This is a genomic window from Pontibacillus litoralis JSM 072002 (assembly GCF_000775615.1).
Taxonomy (GTDB): Bacteria; Bacillota; Bacilli; order Bacillales; family BH030062; genus Pontibacillus; species Pontibacillus litoralis.
Genome location: NZ_AVPG01000001.1, coordinates 1 through 16,586, shown reverse-complemented (window position 1 = coordinate 16,586; position 16,586 = coordinate 1). Strand labels below are relative to the sequence as shown.

Sequence of the window (16,586 nt, the reverse complement as noted above, 5' to 3'; positions counted from 1 at the left end):
AGGTCATGACATTGGCTTATGAATTTAAGTTACCGGATATCGGCGAAGGTATCCATGAAGGTGAAATAGCAAAATGGTTTGTAAAAGAAGGCGACTCTGTTAAAGAAGATGACGTCCTTTGTGAGGTACAAAACGATAAAGCAGTAGTTGAAATACCTTCTCCAGTAGAAGGTACGGTAAAGAAACTACACGTTAATGAAGAAGAAGTAACAACTGTAGGGACTGTTATTATTACAATAGATGCTCCTGGCTACGAAGGTAATGATAGTGAATCAACTACTACAGAAGAAGCGCCTAAAGAAGAAAAAGCAGAAGAGAAACAAGAAGCACCAGTGAAAGCGGATGAGGGTTCAGACAAGCGCGTTATTGCGATGCCGTCTGTACGTAAATTTGCACGTGATAACGGTGTAGCTATTACAAGTGTAACTGGAACTGGTAAAAATGGTCGTGTTACAAAAGAAGACGTAGAAGCGTTTATGAATGGTGATCAAACTGTAGAAGCGAAAGCTGAAGAACAAACACAAGCAGCGAAAGCAGAACAGCCAGCTGCAAGTGCTCCAGTTGCGCCTCAAGGACAATATCCAGAAACTCGTGAGAAAATGAGTGGTATCCGTAAAGCTATTTCTAAAGCTATGGTAAACTCTAAGCACACTGCACCTCACGTAACGTTAATGGATGAAATCGATGTAACAGAACTTGTTGCACATCGTAAGAAATTTAAGCAAGTCGCTGCAGATCAAGGTATTAAACTTACTTACTTGCCATATGTCGTACGTGCTCTTGTATCAACATTGAAGAAGCATCCAATTTTAAATGCTTCTCTTGATGATGAAACGAATGAAATTGTTCATAAGCATTACTATAACGTTGGTATCGCTGCTGATACAGATAAAGGTCTTGTAGTACCTGTAGTGAAAGATGCAGACCGTAAGTCAATCTTTGATATCTCAGCTGAAATTAATGAATTGGCAGGAAAAGCTCGTGATGGTAAACTAACAAGTGGGGAAATGAGTGGCGCATCTTGCACAATTACAAACATTGGTTCTGCAGGTGGTCAATGGTTTACTCCAGTTATTAACCATCCAGAAGTAGCTATCTTAGGTATTGGTCGCATTGCAGAAAAACCAGTTGTTAAAGATGGTGAAGTTGTAGTTGCTCCGGTTCTTGCACTTTCATTAAGCTTTGACCACCGTATTATTGATGGTGCAACTGCTCAACATGCAATGAACCAAATCAAACGTTTACTAAATGATCCACAACTAATTATGATGGAGGCGTAATCGTATGGTAGTAGGAGATTTTCCAATTGAATTAGACACGCTTGTTGTAGGAGCGGGACCTGGCGGTTATGTAGCTGCTATTCGTGCTGCTCAAGAAGGTCAAAAAGTAGCCATTGTTGACAAAGGTACTCTAGGTGGCGTTTGCTTGAACGTAGGGTGTATTCCTTCAAAAGCATTAATTCAAGCAGGTCATCGTTATGAGCATGCTCATGGTGAAGATGACATGGGTATTAAAACAGAAGGCGTATCGATTGACTTTTCTAAAGTTCAAGAATGGAAAGGGAAAGTCGTACAGAAGTTAACAGGTGGTGTTCAAGGCCTTCTAAAAGGTAACAAAGTAGAAATCCTTAGTGGGGAAGCTTACTTTGTAGACAAGCATACTGTTCGCATTATGGACGAAAAGAACTCACAAACATACACATTTAACAACTGTATTATTGCTACAGGTTCTCGTCCAATTGAACTTCCTAACTTTAAGTTCACAGACCGTGTAATCAGCTCAACTGGTGCACTAAACCTTAAAGAAATTCCTAAGAAGATGGTTGTAATCGGCGGAGGTTACATCGGTACGGAACTTGGTACTGCTTATGCAAACTTTGGCACAGAAGTTACTATTCTTGAAGGTCAAGACGATATCCTTATGGGCTTCGAAAAACAAATGCGTCAGCTTGTTAAGAAGAACCTTAAGAAGAAGAACGTAGAAATGGTAACGAAAGCAATGGCTCAAGGTGTTCAGGAAACAGAAAACGGCGTAACAGTTACGTATGAAGCAAAAGGTGAAACGCACACTGTTGAAGCTGATTACGTGCTAGTTACTGTTGGACGTAAGCCTAACACAGAAGAAATCGGCTTAGAGCAAGTTGGTATTGAGTTAGACGAAAGAGGCCTTATCAAAATTGATAAGCAATGTCGGACAAACATGGATAACATTTATGCTATTGGTGATATTGTTGCTGGACCACCTCTTGCACATAAAGCATCTTATGAAGGTAAGATTGCTGCTGAAGCAATTAGTGGACATGCATCTGAGATTGATTACCTTGGTATTCCAGCGGTAGTATTCTCGGAACCAGAATTAGCTACTGTAGGTTATACAGAAGCAGAAGCTAAAGAAGCAGGTTATGATGTAAAAGCGGCTAAATTCCCATTTGCTGCTAATGGTCGTGCACTGTCTCTTAACAACAGTGAAGGATTCATGAAGCTAGTTACTCGCAAAGAAGACGGCCTTATTATTGGTGGTCAAGTTGCAGGTCCAAACGCAAGCGACATAATCGCGGAAATCGGTCTTGCTGTTGAATCTGGTATGACTGCTGAAGATTTAGCACTTACGATTCATGCGCACCCTACATTAGGTGAAATGACAATGGAAGCTGCTGAAGTTGCTTTAGGTAAACCAATTCACTCTATGTAATAACAATAATAATAAATCCCCTTGCCACTTAAGCAAGGGGATTTTTGTACGTTTTAAAGGATATACTTGTCCCTTTCCTTTCATATACTTTTTTGAGAGGGAGGAGAGAGGATGAAATATGTTCTTTTGTACAATATTTTATTCATTCAATGGAGTTTATACTTGCTCATAATACACTTATCTAATAAAGATCATTGGACCTTCGAAGCTTTGTTAGCTATTTTTTGGGTTGTCATTGTAACCCAATATGCTTCTCGTTTTTCTATACGTAAGTATGAATGTATTCTTCACAGTGTCATTAGTTTTAGTATAATTCATGGGGGTCATGTATTATTTCGGTGGATGGTATATGAATCCCCCTCCATTGGCGAGAGGCAAATAGAGGGGGGATCATTCGTCTATTTCTATGAGTTGATAACGATCTTGTGCCATATACCTTAATTCCTCTAACAAATCATGTAAGCAAAGTAATTCATAATAAACAATGGTTTGTGCAGGGAAGTGATGTCTATACTTACCATGTTGTTCTATGTGCTCCTCTTTCCATTGCCAAAATTCTGTGTCCAGTTGCTCAATTATCTTAAAGTAATCAGTAGACATAAAGTGGTTTGATGTTCGTAAAATTTGTGATATCGTCGTAATAGTCGTCGCTATAAGTTGTTTCTCTTTAGGTGTAAAGCTTTCTTGGTCAAGCTCAACAAATTGTAAATTCCCTAAATGATAGACGATTTGTTGAAGCATATGTAACTTTTTCTGAGCAAATTGGAATGCCTTCATTTCTTGTGCAGAATGACGGTGATATTTCCATTCTTCGCGTTGGAAAGTAGATAGTTGATAAGTTCTTTCTAATTTGGCTGTTAATTGACGATGCCTTTTTCTGATTTGTTTAGAATCTGTAGCAGGCTCAATCCACTGCCTAACCGTTTTCTCTAAAACGGTTGCCGCTTCATCGTATAATTGATGCACATTGCGATAAATTTGCTTCGAGTAATCAGGCGGTAAAATGATGAAATTAACAATTGTTGATACGATAATACCGATAGAGGTAGTACCAAGTCGGATCAAAAAGGATACAATCGAATCGTTTTGAAAATCTGGTATCATAGCAACCGCTGTTAAGGTAGCTACGATGATTCCATCGTCTAATCGCAATTTATGACAAATGGCAATTGTTAGCATAGCGGCTAAAGCATAGGTCAAAGGTATTTGTCCGAAAATCATATATAAGACAGCTGCGAAGAAAGCACCAATTGCAGCGGCAGGAAATCGAATTTTCGCTTTCTTGATAGAATCAGATGCTGTATTCTCAACCGTAACTATAGCTGTAATCGCAGCATAAATAACAGGCCAATTTAGTAAAGTACAAAATAATGTTGTCAGGAATACAGAGATACCAGTTTTTAATGTACGTCCCCCAAATAATTTTCCGCGTTTCTTACTTTGAACCATAATCCTCACCTTTTATATCGTTATCTATTCATTATATCTGAAATATTTCTTTAGGCCTAATTTATATTTTATCGTGAGTAAATACAGGAAAACAATAGGAGAAATGATGTTATTCTACTATAATGGAAACATGAAAGAATAATTTAAGGAGGATATTATGAAGAAGCTTACTGTTTTACTTTGTTTCATAATTTTCGTACTAGCTGCCTGTGGATCTACTGAAGAAAATAATCAAGAAGCTAGTATGAAAGAAGAGAAGAATCAGGAAGAAAATAATCTAGATAAGGCGGAAGAGGAAAAAGTAACGGAAGAAGCACAAGTGAATTCCGAGCAAGAAGAGACAGATGAGCCTCCATCGATTGAGCCTACATATGAACTAACAGATACGTTTGATGTGAAACCAATTGATGGTAGTGAAGAGCAATCTGTACTTCTGACCATTGATGATGCTCCTGATCAATACGCATTAGAAATGGCGAAAACGTTGAAAAAATTAGATGCTCCAGCTATTTTCTTCGTCAACGGTCATTTCTTACAAACAGAAGAACAAAAACAAGCGTTAAAGAAAATTCATGAAATGGGATTTGTGATCGGAAATCATACAATGACTCATGAGAACTTACAGATGATATCGGAACAACAACAACAAGAGGAAATCGTTCAAGTAAATGATTTAGTAGAGGAAATTATAGGAGAGCGCCCGAAATTTTTCCGTGCACCACATGGGGCAAATACTGATTATTCAAAGCAATTAGCGAAAAAGGAAATGATGCTCGTTATGAATTGGACGTATGGATATGATTGGGAAGCAAAATACCAAAACGAAGAAGCGTTAGCAGATATTATGGTTCATACGGAATATTTACATAACGGTGCGAACTTATTGATGCACGATCGAGAATGGACAGCTGCGGCTTTAAATGACATTGTAAATGGATTGAGAGATAAAGGTTACACATTCATTGATCCGGTAAAAATAAAGACACCTTAAGAGAAAAAGAACAGCAATTCGACATTGCTGTTCTTTTGTGTTGTTTAATGGTAAATAGTATAACACATTATTACAGTTATGACTTTTATTAATAAAGTGTTGCATTATTTAGTGGATATTCGACAATTAGACTCGGAAATAGTAATTAAATAAAATATTATGACATACTAAAAAGGGGTTGCAATCATTAGTATGTCACATTATAATAAAAACATAACAAATGAAACCGTTTTATCAATTATATAAAGGGAGATGAATGTGAATGGGTACAATTGTATGTCAAGATTGTCAAGAAGTAATCGAACACTTTGAAGATGAGAAAGTATCTACACTTTATGGATCTTGTCCTGAATGTAATGATAAGAAATAATCAATTATAAAAAGCTGTTGCAAACGAAGCAACAGCTTTTTTAAATAGCTTTTTACTGAATGGCTCGATGTTCTTTTAAAACGCGAATATATTCTAGTGTTCTATCTTCTGGACCTTGAACAGGTAATCCTGCATCTAAATTATCCTCAATATAAGCGATATTCTCTTTTGTTATAATTTCTCCTGGAATGAAAATGGGAATTCCTGGTGGGTATACCATTACAAATTCTGCAGAAATACGACCACTGGCTTCTTTTAAGCGAATCGTTTCTATATCAGCATAAAAAGCATCTCGTGGTGAGACGGCTAATAAAGGTATTTCAGGAACTTTTACTTGTAATGGACGAATACCATTTGTGTTTGGTTGAATGGCTTGTACGAGTGTTCTTAGTGCTTCTATTAACTTGTTTGTATCTTTTTCCGTATCCCCAGGTGTAATAATACATAAAATGTTGTATAAATCGGACAACTCTACTTCAATGTTGTAGTGTTCCCGCAACCATATTTCCACATCGTATCCTGTCATACCTAGCTGTTTAATCGAAATAATGAGTTTGGTTGGGTCATAGTCAAACGTTGCAGCATTACCAATGATTTCTCCACCGACACAATAAAGATTAGGAATTGCATTAATCGCTCTACGTGTTTTCTCGGCTAACTGTATTGTATCGTCGATGAGTTGGTATCCTTTCGTAGCGAGTTGACGTCTTGCTGCATCCAAAGAGGCAAGCAAAATATAAGAAGTAGAAGTAGTTGTGAGCATGGACAGCACAGTTTGTACTCGTTTATGGGTCACATATCCTTCTTTTACATTTAATACAGAACTTTGTGTTAAAGACCCTCCTAGTTTATGAACACTAGTTGCCGCCATATCAGCACCTGCTTGCATCGCTGAAAGTGGCAGTTGATCGTGAAAATGGATATGAACACCGTGCGCCTCATCTACAAGGACAGGAACATCGTATTGATGAGCTATCTCTACAATTTTTCGTAAATCAGCAGCAATCCCGAAATAGGTAGGGTTAATAACGAATACCCCCTTCGCATCAGGATTTGCTTTTAATGCTTTGTGTACTGCATTAGGTGTAATACCATGAGAGATGCCAAGCTGATCATCAAGTTCAGGGTGAACAAATACAGGCGTAGCTCCAGAAAAAATAATGGCTGAAGTAACGGATTTGTGGACGTTTCTTGGTACAATTAGTTTATCACCAGGGTTACAAACAGAAAGAATCATCGCCATAATAGCTCCACTTGTTCCTTGGACAGAGAAAAATGTGTGATCAGCACCGAAAGCTTCAGCAGCTAAATCTTGTGCTTCTTTTATAACACCATGTGGGTGATGCAGGTCATCTAAAGGATTAATATTAATTAAATCAATGGAAAGTGCTTGCTCTCCAATGAATTGTCGAAATGTTTCATCCATCCCTGCTCCTTTTTTGTGGCCAGGAATATGAAATTGTGTAGGATTCGTATGAGCGTGCTCCATTAATTTAGTGAATAATGGCGTTTTTTGTTGCGACAATTACAACACCTCTTATCATTTATCTTAAAAACAAAAAAATTATAGCAAAAAGAAGAATGGTTGGCTAGTTACTATATATAATTGTTATTATTTGATAGCATAACCTTAAAGGAATGTACATAAAGAAAAGGAGTGCTTTAAATGGCTTATGAAACGAGAGTAACGGACTTATTAGGGATAACGTATCCAATTATCCAAGGGGGACTTGCGTATCTAGCTTATTCTGAATTAGCTGCAGCTGTATCTAACGCTGGTGGGTTAGGGCAAATCACGGCGATGAGTTTACCTTCTCCTGAAGCGTTGAGAACGGAAATACGTCAAGTTAAACAACGAACATCGCAGCCTTTTGGTGTGAACTTTGCGATAGGGCAGCATGGTCGTCCTTTTGAGCATATGGTAGAGGTCGCGATAGAAGAACAAGTTCCTGTCATATCCATTACGGGAGGGAATCCCAAGCCTATATTGGATATGGTTCGTAATCATCCAATAAAAACACTCGTATTAGTTGCTGCTAAGAGACAGGCTATTAAAGCCGAACAATTAGGAGCGGATGCTGTAATGGTTGTTGGGCAAGAAGGTGGTGGTCATTTAGGACGAGGAGACATCGGTACGTTTGTACTTACGCCGCAAGTGGTTGATGCGGTACAAATTCCAGTAATTGCATCAGGTGGCATTGGAGACGGTCGTGGTTTAATGGCTGCATTAGCATTAGGGGCAGAAGGAGTTGAAATGGGAACACGTTTTATCGCGACAAAGGAATGTGTGCACGCACATGAAGCGTATAAACGAGCTTTAGTAGAAGGGGATGAGCAAGCAACAATCGTTATTAAACGTTCATTAGGAACTCCGGCAAGAGCCTTGAAAAATAATTGGACGGATGAAATAGTCGCTTTGGAGCGGGACAACCCTGGGTATGAAGTGTTAAAATCATATATTAGTGGAGACGCGAATAAACGTTATATACATGATGGCAATAGTGAAGTTGGCTTTGGTTGGGCTGGTCAAATTATTGGTCGCATTAAGGATATTCCAACGACAGAGCAATTAATGAAACGAATGATAGAAGAAGCGAATCAAATAAGAAATAAGTGGTCATAAAAGGAGCGTTTTATCTGTGAGTGAAGAAAATAGCTATAACTACCCAATTGATACAGAGCATTGGAATACAGAAGAAATTATTAATGTAGTTCATTTTTATCAATTAGTCGAGAAGATGTATGAACAAGGTGTGGAGAAAGAAGATTTTTTGTCAGCATACCGACGATTTAAACAAATTATTCCTTCAAAAAGCGAAGAAAAGGCACTAGATAAGCAATTTGCACAACAATCAGGTTATTCTATTTATAAAGCGGTGCAAGAGGCGAAGAATAGTTCAGCTCAAGCTATCGTATCGTTAAAGTAATAAAAAGAGGGACTATCGTATGAACGGAAACCCCGAATAGTAGACACTTTAAAAAAAGTGGACCTATTCGGGGTTATTCTTTTAAGCAAAACATAGCAGACTTAAAGAATATGATTAATGAATATATGGAGCACTATAACACAAGGTAGAAAGCAATGGATTTTAAAAAAAGATGACTCCGGCTGCTTATCGAAGTCATCTCATCGCTGTTTAAAAAGCCAGATCTCTTTTTTATTTAGTGTCTACTTAATAGGATTCAGTTCATTTGAGATAGTCCCGCTTTTAAATGAGCTATTATTTCTTTTTCTTTGCCTGTTTTTCACGTTCATTTTTGTTAAGAATTTGCTTGCGTAGACGAACGCTTTCTGGTGTTACTTCACAATACTCGTCGTCATTTAAATATTGAATCGCTTCTTCAAGCGTTAACTTACGAGTACTTTTGATTGTATTCGTTTGATCTTTCGTAGCAGAACGTACGTTAGTTAAATGTTTCTCTTTGGTAATGTTTACAGTTAAGTCATTATCACGGTTGTGTTCTCCTACAATCATTCCTGCATACACTTCTGTTGTTGGTTCAACAAAAATTGTTCCGCGGTCCTCAAGCTGCATGATACCGTATGTGCTTGCTTTACCGTTTTCAAGAGCAACAAGTACACCTTGACGACGACCACCGACATTACCTTCGACAACTGGCTCATAACCACTGAAGGTATGGTTTAGAATACCATAGCCACGTGTTTGAGACATGAATTCTGTTGAGTAGCCAATAAGACCTCTAGAAGGAACTTTAAACTCGATACGGACTTGTCCTGTGCCGTGATTAGTCATATCGAGCATTTCACCTTTACGATGACCTAACGCTTCCATCACTGCACCGGTATATTCTTCAGGAACATCTATTTGTACATGCTCCATTGGCTCGCATAACATACCATCTACTTCTTTAATAATTACTTGTGGTTTGGAGATTTGCAGCTCATATCCTTCACGACGCATGTTCTCAATAAGAATAGAAAGGTGCAACTCCCCACGTCCACTTACAATCCATTTGTCTGGAGATTCTGTTTCCTCAACTCGTAAACTAACGTCTGTTTCTAATTGGGTACGAAGGCGTTCCTCAATTTTGCGTGCAGTTACATAGTCACCTTCTTTTCCGGCAAACGGACTATTGTTTGTTAAAAAGGTCATTTGAAGGGTCGGCTCGTCAATTCTCGGGATTGGTAACGCTTCTGGTTGGTTGATATCTGCTACTGTCTCCCCAACGTTAATGCCTTCCATTCCAGCTACAGCTACGATGTCACCAGCTTTTGCTTCTGTAATTTCAACACGTTTAAGCCCGATAAATCCGAATAATTTCGAAATGCGGAAGTTTTGTGAAGTACCATCTTTCTTCAGTAAAGCAACCTGTTGGCCAACCTTTATACTCCCTCTAAAAATACGGCCGATACCAATACGACCGACAAATTCGTTGTAATCTAATAGTGTGATTTGGAATTGTAATGGGTCTTGGATGTTATCAATTGGGCCTGGAATAGATTCGAGGATCGTTTCTAAAATTGGATCCATGGTTTCTTGTTGGTCCTCTGGTTCTAGACCAGAAGTTCCTTGTAAAGCAGATGCGTAAACAACGGGGAATTCTAATTGCTCATCATCAGCACCTAATTCGATAAACAAATCTAATACTTCATCTACTACCTCTGATGGTCGAGCGCTAGGGCGGTCAATTTTATTTAGTACGACAATTGGTTTTAATTTTTGTTCTAAAGCTTTTTTGAGCACAAAGCGTGTTTGCGGCATACAACCTTCATAAGCGTCCACAACTAGTAATACGCCATCAACCATTTTTAAAATACGCTCTACTTCACCACCGAAGTCAGCATGGCCTGGTGTATCTAATATGTTAATACGCTTATCATGGTAATTAATCGCTGTATTTTTCGCTAAAATAGTAATACCGCGTTCTTTCTCAATATCATTCGAGTCCATTGCACGCTCGTCTACTTGTTCATTTTCACGAAAGGTACCAGATTGGTGTAACATTTGGTCAACTAAAGTTGTTTTTCCGTGATCAACGTGTGCGATAATTGCAATATTACGAAGGTCTTCTCGTATATTCATTCGTCTATACTCTCCTCTATCAAATCAAATCTCGTTCGTTAATGAACTTGCTTATTATAACATAAATATATAGAAAGAAAGAAAAGAACACAGAACTACGTTAATTAATTTACAAAGATTTTATTATTCCTTGTTAGGTTGTTCTTTTCTTTCTCGCATGGTGCTTTATTACATTATTTATTTTTTCGTCAGACGGTATAAATATTCAAGCGTTTGGAAGGTTTCTTCACATTTTTGTATGAGGGCTTCCCCATTTGCTATTAATGGATCATGGCGATCTATATTGATGCCGCACAATAGCTCTGCTTTTTTTACGTTTTCTAACCGATCAAGCAATTGTAAGAAGCTGTCGTTGGTAAGATTACTATTGTGTATGACATCCGGTTTGGTATGATCTTTAGACCAGACGAATGAATCTGGAATATGATTTCGTACTTCGGTAATATGTTGTTTCAATGTGTTGGCATAGTGCTGTTTCATTGGATTTTCATAAATCATAGCAAACCAGATGAACAGATGGGATTCCCACATGCCAATTTGGAAGTGAGGAAGCATTTTGTACCCTCGTTTACTACTAGCCACTGCTGCCCATGTGTCATTAGGAGGATTTGTTGTGCGCCGAGCATGTTTAGCAACGTGAACAAACATTTCATCACCTGTCATAGCTGTTAAAGAAGGTGCTATTTGTTCCGCTATGCATTGTAATTTAGGAGACACATTCGTTTTAAGTGCTTCCATCCTTTGTTCTAACCCAGGAATGGAAAAAACATCGAAATCTTGTTGTGTAAAACCAGTAAATGAATTCATATATATACCCCTTTCTTTTTAAGCAATGTTCAAATTTTAACATAATACGCATGAATTACATAATTCTATGTACAAGGTTTGAATGAGGGACTACTTGGATAAATAAAAGTAATAAAACATTTATCATGTTAACCGATTGGAGCATATAGATAAAAAAAGAGCTCATTAAGGAGTGAGTTGTTAAATGAAACGTTTAATGGGAAATTTACAAGAAAAGCGTAGGAAGGATCGCTTGCCAGTCGTGAAGATGGAGATTGATTATGAACTGATGCGGTTATTTGAAGCAATAGAAAAAGAGGACGAGGAGGAAATGGAAACAATAAAAGAGAGATTAGAAGCTTTACGGAAAGAATGGATCGCTTTCCAATAAATGAAAAAGGAGCAGGATAACCTTGCTCCTTTTTCATTTATTGGAACAGGAAGTGAAGTTTAGGTTTAAATTTGATACACTTACTATGATTAACTTTTATTTATGGCGTTTAGAAATTATACGTTAAAGGAGTTCTATATAATGAATAATAAAGATAAGCAAATGATTTACTATAAAGCGAAAGAATTCGTGCTCGAAGCAGGTGAACGAATTCGGCAAAAAATGCACTGCCCTTTTGTAATTGAAACGAAATCCAATCCAAATGATTTAGTTACAGAGATAGATCAAGATACGGAGCGTTTTTTTGCGGAGCGTATACGTAGTGAATTTCCAACACACCGTCTGTTAGGGGAAGAGGGATTGGGAGACCATGTGAAAGATTTACAAGGTACTTTATGGATAGTCGATCCTATTGATGGAACGATGAATTTCGTCCATCAAAAGCGTAATTTCGCTATTTCTGTAGCGGTTTATCAGGATGGCGTTGGTGAAATTGGATTGATTTACGATGTGATGACGGATTGTTTGTATCATGCTAAACGAGGAGAAGGTGCATATAAAAATGGTGATCTCCTACGTCCGTTATCAAAGGAGAAAAGTCTAGCAGAAGCTATAGTTGGAGTGAACGGTATTTGGGCAACAGAGAATACTCGTGTACATAAAGAAGGGATACAACAATTAATTCGTAAAGTTCGTGGTACACGTTCTTACGGTTCAGCCGCGTTGGAGTTTGCATATGTAGCTGAAGGCATTATGGATGCGTATGTGACGATGAGACTATCTCCTTGGGATATTGCCGCTGGAATGGTATTAGTCCAAGAGGTAGGTGGTATGACAACGCAGGCAAATGGTAAGGCGGTGAATATGTTGATGACGAATTCAATCGTCGCAACGAACAAAGCAATACATCAAGAAATAATGGAGCAATACATTACACTGAAGAAGTATTAAGAAAGGAAAGAGCAATAAGTACATGTGGATATCGCTACACGTACTTATTACTTCAACTTAATATGCTATGTATTAGATACACGTTGTTTACGCTTGATGGAAAAACCGATTCCCATCATAGCGAATCCTAATACAAGGAAGAAGAGCATGCCAATGACAGAACGATAACCAATTGCTACTCCAACAAGCATGAAGCTTAATACGGCTAAAATGGCAATGATAATAAATGGGATATTTTCTTTTTTCATTCTTTCACCTCTACTACATCAATATATAAATAGTTTACAGTATTTCTCTCTATTTGAACAACGAAAATATGTGAGGGTGGCAGGATGGAAACAGATTTAGTATTATTAGAATGGATATGCTACATATGGGGAGAAATAGGGGGAACATGAATGGAACAAACAGATGCCATACCAGTACCAAATGATTTGTCTTTTTTTGCTCGATTATTATTTAATGGGCTAGGTGAAGAATTTAATTTGAATGATCAGAGTGAAGTTTCGATAGCTATTCGTGGCGCACTCATTTTATATGTCATTATTTTAACGTTATCTATTATAACGTTTAAGCTGGGATTTGCGAAGAAATTACCAATCTTTAAAAGTATTATCGTGTATGCTTTTCTTGCATTAGGGTGTATTATTTTAACGGTTCCATTAGGTATATCATTACCAATTGCAGAAGGTTTGCTCGTTTCAACACTTGTGCTTGCTATTTATCGTTTACGCTTGCATCGGGAGAGGAAAGAAAGGAATTCCGTTTCATAAAGTAAAAAGGAGACTCTTTAGCTGGAGTCTCCTTTTTATATACGTTTTGTTTTTCTATGATAAATGCTGCTCTTTGACAGGCTCTCGATATAGTTTGAAATTCCCTGTTGCTTTTCTTTCATTCGTTCTTTCGCGTATGCGCTCTTGGCAAGGGGGGCACATATACGTGTGAATCCTTCTGTTTCTCATGCGTTTCGCTTTTAAGCAATTACTGTCTATATTATGGACATCTTCGCATAAAACACATTTTACTCGCATACTTTCACCTCATTTTGTGCTCTTTGCTTATTTATTATAGCATGATTTGCTTATTCCGTTCGATACATTTTCCAAAAAACTATAGATTGGATGACATGATAGGAATGACTGCTATACCATTATGTTATTGGTGAGCTTGATGGACAGCACTCTGTAATTTTTAGAAACGCATAATGAGCATGGCGCAAATTAATTCAATAACTAAGAAGTAAGTTCAAAAATAATTTTATAAACTATGTTTAAGGATTGTCACCTATGGGAAATAGAGGAATAGAAATAGATAGGAGGAGGAATACCATGAAGAAAGGGCTTTTTTTGTCTGCTATAGGGGCTGCTACTGTAGCATCTGCATATGTACTTAAAGATGAAAAGCGTCGTCAACAAGTAAAGGATAAGATGGTAGAAGTGAAGCAAAAGTATGAACAGAGTATGCAGTCGAACAAAACGATTAATCAACCACTAGAGAAGGCTGGCGTTCCTGAACTCGATTGTGTAGAAAATACCAAAATGGTGGATGAAGGTTCGCAATTCGGTGTGCAGTATTATAATCAAATAAAGGAAAAGGAAGAACAATCAACAAAGAATGCTTAATCCATAAGTGGTTAAGCATTCTTTTTTTATCTATTTATTGTTAAAAAAGTGTAAATTAAATGCTTTTTCGTTTCTTCCTCGTACGTTTTGTGATGAAATGGTTATAAGGAAGAAATGTAAGTGGAAGAAAGTGTTACATACGTTAACGTTAGGGGTGATGTCTTACTTCCTTATGATGGAGATTTATTTTTATAATGATTCGACTGATCATTTTCGATATCTTCTAATTCTTTTTCCTGCTCGTCGCCAATGGATTCCTTATTTTGATCTGGTTCTGTAGGCTGCTCATCTGGTACAGGAACTTCTGGCATATAGCGGCCAATAATTGCAGCTAACTCATCTGTTATACCTTCAATAGGATGGCCTTGTTGTATTTTTAATCCTATTTGCTTAATTCGTTCATAGCCATCAGCATCTGCTACAACGACAGCATTTTTTCCATAGGGATCCTTTTTTAATGCCTCGGCAACAGTGTATTTAATAGACCCTACACGCGATCGATCTAATTCTTTATCGACATCAATGCCGACTACGACATTAGGACCAAGTACGACTGAAGTAGCACTACGTACATCAGGGACTTCCTTAGCTACTTTCGCTAAGTGCCTGGCTTGTTCTTGATTACTTAAATTATCCTTTGGAGCAGGATCAGAGTCTTTCACTTGAACAGTTGGTGGTTTATTTTCTTGCTTTGGCAGGCTTTCTTCTTCTTGAGTTTGACAAGCTACTAGTAAACATACAGCAAATAATGGAACTATAAAGCGCATTAGTATACCTCCTTTTCTTGTTTATATAATTTGATGTTCGTCTAACTTTATACATAAGTGCATATACTATAGCAGGAAGCCTAGCCAAAACAATGTTGACTATTTACTCAGGAGGCGGCTGAATGAAAAAAATTTATGTCATTGATACGAACGTTCTATTACAAGATCCAAAATCCATCTATGCTTTTGAGGAACATGAAATGGTAATACCTGCAGTTGTGTTAGAAGAAGTAGACTCAAAAAAGCGGAACATGGATGAGATTGGTCGGAATGCTCGAGAAGTATCTAGAATTATGGATAAGCTTCGCTTGCAAGGGAAATTGCATGATGGCGTGACATTGGTAAATGGTGGTACGCTGCGAGTAGAATTGAACCACAGATCGTTTTCTAAATTAGAAGAAGTATTTTTAGAGCGCACGAATGACAATCGAATTTTAGCTGTAGCCTTGAATTTACATCTAGAAGAAAAGGAAAAGAAGTCAAATAATGAAGTTGTATTAGTATCTAAAGATATGCTAATGAGAATCAAAGCAGATGCAATCGGGTTGAAAGCGGAGGATTTTCTTAGTGATCGCGTTGTTAATGAAGATGCTATTTATAAAGGTTTTAAAGAATTGTACGTAAATGAAGAAGAAATTAATTTGTTTTTTCAGACGGGAGAATTAGATTTACAAGTGCAAGTGGCAGAATCTATGCATCCAAATGAATTTATCATTTTGAAGAATCGAATGAATCCTTCTCACTCTGCGATTGGAATTGTAAGGAATCAACAAGGAACGTTGCAAAAGTGTCGTTTTCAAAATGAACAGGCGTGGGGAATTAGACCTCGAAATGCTCAGCAAGTGATGGCGTTGGAGTTGTTGTTAAGGCGTGATATTCCCCTTGTTACTATTGCTGGAAAAGCTGGAACAGGAAAAACGTTGCTAGCCCTTGCAACTGGTTTGATGCAAATAGAAGACTTCGGTTTTTACAAAAAATTACTTGTGGCAAGACCGGTAGTACCAATGGGAAAAGATATAGGCTTTTTACCTGGAGAAAAGGATGAGAAACTACGCCCATGGATGCAACCTATTTATGATAATTTAGAGTACTTATTCGATGTAAAGAAAGCGGGAGAATTGGATGGAATCCTTTCTGGAATTGGCTCTATACAAGTAGAAGCACTTACATATATTAGAGGACGTAGCATTCCAGAACAACTTATATTAATTGATGAAGCACAGAATTTGACGAAACATGAAGTGAAAACGATTTTAACTAGAATTGGTGAGGGAAGTAAAATTGTGCTATTGGGGGATCCGCATCAAATTGATCATCCGTATTTAGATGAGTATAATAATGGTCTCATTCATGTAGTAGAGAAGTTTAAAGAACAAAAACTGAGTGGTCATGTAAAGCTCGTCAAAGGGGAACGTTCACCATTAGCTCAACTAGCAGCAGATTTTCTATAAAATCGAAAGAAATCAGGCCGTAAGCGGGCCTGATTTCTTTATGGATGTGCGCCCTGCATGGGCGGAAACTTG

Annotated in this window: 18 protein-coding genes; 11 read left to right on the top strand and 7 right to left on the bottom strand. The window is 37.6% G+C overall.

Going from position 1 to position 16,586, the window contains the following annotated elements; all coding sequences use genetic code 11:
* Positions 1-11: 11 nt before the first annotated feature.
* Positions 12-1,280 (top strand): dihydrolipoamide acetyltransferase family protein, encoded by a 1,269-nt coding sequence (locus N784_RS00080; protein ID WP_036830779.1) that lies wholly within the window; start codon positions 12-14, stop codon positions 1,278-1,280.
* A 4-nt stretch (positions 1,281-1,284) separates the two neighbouring features.
* Complete coding sequence (lpdA, locus tag N784_RS00075) at positions 1,285-2,691, top strand: dihydrolipoyl dehydrogenase (RefSeq protein ID WP_036830778.1); 1,407 nt, start codon at positions 1,285-1,287, stop codon at positions 2,689-2,691.
* Between the two features lie 390 nt (positions 2,692-3,081).
* On the opposite strand, the gene N784_RS00070 is transcribed toward lpdA, so the two are convergent.
* Complete coding sequence (locus tag N784_RS00070; protein ID WP_036830777.1) at positions 3,082-4,140, bottom strand: FUSC family protein; 1,059 nt, start codon at positions 4,138-4,140, stop codon at positions 3,082-3,084.
* A gap of 157 nt (positions 4,141-4,297) precedes the next feature.
* On the opposite strand from N784_RS00070, the gene N784_RS00065 reads away from it, so the two are divergent.
* Both N784_RS00065 and N784_RS16125 read left to right on the top strand, forming a co-directional pair.
* Positions 4,298-5,131 carry a polysaccharide deacetylase family protein gene (locus N784_RS00065; protein WP_036830775.1) on the top strand — a complete coding sequence of 278 codons (834 nt, stop codon included), beginning with the start codon at positions 4,298-4,300 and terminating at the stop codon, positions 5,129-5,131.
* Positions 5,132-5,393: 262 nt separating this feature from the next.
* Complete coding sequence (locus N784_RS16125; RefSeq protein ID WP_084600069.1) at positions 5,394-5,501, top strand: GapA-binding peptide SR1P; 108 nt, start codon at positions 5,394-5,396, stop codon at positions 5,499-5,501.
* A 52-nt stretch (positions 5,502-5,553) separates the two neighbouring features.
* Here the strand turns inward: N784_RS16125 and N784_RS00060 are convergent, their stop codons facing one another.
* Positions 5,554-7,026, bottom strand: a complete 1,473-nt coding sequence (locus N784_RS00060) for an aminotransferase class I/II-fold pyridoxal phosphate-dependent enzyme (RefSeq protein WP_036830773.1) — start codon at positions 7,024-7,026, stop codon at positions 5,554-5,556.
* Between the two features lie 141 nt (positions 7,027-7,167).
* On the opposite strand from N784_RS00060, the gene N784_RS00055 reads away from it, so the two are divergent.
* Together N784_RS00055 and N784_RS00050 are read left to right on the top strand one after the other, a co-directional pair.
* Positions 7,168-8,124: an NAD(P)H-dependent flavin oxidoreductase gene (locus tag N784_RS00055; RefSeq protein WP_036830771.1), complete on the top strand. Its 957-nt coding sequence runs from the start codon at positions 7,168-7,170 to the stop codon at positions 8,122-8,124.
* A gap of 16 nt (positions 8,125-8,140) precedes the next feature.
* On the top strand, positions 8,141-8,428 hold the full coding sequence (locus N784_RS00050) for a UPF0223 family protein (protein WP_036830769.1): 288 nt from the start codon (positions 8,141-8,143) through the stop codon (positions 8,426-8,428).
* Positions 8,429-8,722: 294 nt separating this feature from the next.
* On the opposite strand, the gene typA is transcribed toward N784_RS00050, so the two are convergent.
* Both typA and N784_RS00040 read right to left on the bottom strand, forming a co-directional pair.
* Entirely contained in the window at positions 8,723-10,546 is a 1,824-nt protein-coding gene (gene typA, locus N784_RS00045; RefSeq protein ID WP_036830768.1) for a translational GTPase TypA, read from the bottom strand.
* 177 nt (positions 10,547-10,723) lie between these two features.
* Positions 10,724-11,353, bottom strand: a complete 630-nt coding sequence (locus N784_RS00040) for a YktB family protein (protein ID WP_036830767.1) — start codon at positions 11,351-11,353, stop codon at positions 10,724-10,726.
* Positions 11,354-11,537: 184 nt separating this feature from the next.
* Here N784_RS00040 and N784_RS00035 point away from each other — a divergent pair, with 184 nt between their 5' ends.
* Together N784_RS00035 and N784_RS00030 are read left to right on the top strand one after the other, a co-directional pair.
* Positions 11,538-11,723 (top strand): hypothetical protein, encoded by a 186-nt coding sequence (locus tag N784_RS00035; protein ID WP_036830765.1) that lies wholly within the window; start codon positions 11,538-11,540, stop codon positions 11,721-11,723.
* Between the two features lie 141 nt (positions 11,724-11,864).
* Positions 11,865-12,674 (top strand): inositol monophosphatase family protein, encoded by an 810-nt coding sequence (locus tag N784_RS00030; protein WP_036830763.1) that lies wholly within the window; start codon positions 11,865-11,867, stop codon positions 12,672-12,674.
* A gap of 65 nt (positions 12,675-12,739) precedes the next feature.
* On the opposite strand, the gene N784_RS00025 is transcribed toward N784_RS00030, so the two are convergent.
* Positions 12,740-12,922, bottom strand: a complete 183-nt coding sequence (locus N784_RS00025; RefSeq protein WP_036830761.1) for a DUF5325 family protein — start codon at positions 12,920-12,922, stop codon at positions 12,740-12,742.
* A 150-nt stretch (positions 12,923-13,072) separates the two neighbouring features.
* Between N784_RS00025 and N784_RS00020 the strand changes: the two genes are divergently transcribed.
* Complete coding sequence (locus N784_RS00020; RefSeq protein WP_052127064.1) at positions 13,073-13,447, top strand: YlaH-like family protein; 375 nt, start codon at positions 13,073-13,075, stop codon at positions 13,445-13,447.
* 54 nt (positions 13,448-13,501) lie between these two features.
* On the opposite strand, the gene N784_RS16120 is transcribed toward N784_RS00020, so the two are convergent.
* Positions 13,502-13,705 carry a YlaI family protein gene (locus N784_RS16120; protein WP_084600068.1) on the bottom strand — a complete coding sequence of 68 codons (204 nt, stop codon included), beginning with the start codon at positions 13,703-13,705 and terminating at the stop codon, positions 13,502-13,504.
* Between the two features lie 297 nt (positions 13,706-14,002).
* Between N784_RS16120 and N784_RS00015 the strand changes: the two genes are divergently transcribed.
* Positions 14,003-14,296 (top strand): hypothetical protein, encoded by a 294-nt coding sequence (locus N784_RS00015; protein ID WP_036830758.1) that lies wholly within the window; start codon positions 14,003-14,005, stop codon positions 14,294-14,296.
* Between the two features lie 170 nt (positions 14,297-14,466).
* On the opposite strand, the gene N784_RS00010 is transcribed toward N784_RS00015, so the two are convergent.
* The gene (locus N784_RS00010; RefSeq protein ID WP_036830757.1) at positions 14,467-15,063 is read right to left on the bottom strand and encodes a YhcN/YlaJ family sporulation lipoprotein; all 597 of its coding nucleotides are present in this window, start codon (positions 15,061-15,063) and stop codon (positions 14,467-14,469) included.
* Positions 15,064-15,185: 122 nt separating this feature from the next.
* Here N784_RS00010 and N784_RS00005 point away from each other — a divergent pair, with 122 nt between their 5' ends.
* Positions 15,186-16,514 carry a PhoH family protein gene (locus N784_RS00005; protein ID WP_036830755.1) on the top strand — a complete coding sequence of 443 codons (1,329 nt, stop codon included), beginning with the start codon at positions 15,186-15,188 and terminating at the stop codon, positions 16,512-16,514.
* Positions 16,515-16,586 lie beyond the last annotated feature (72 nt).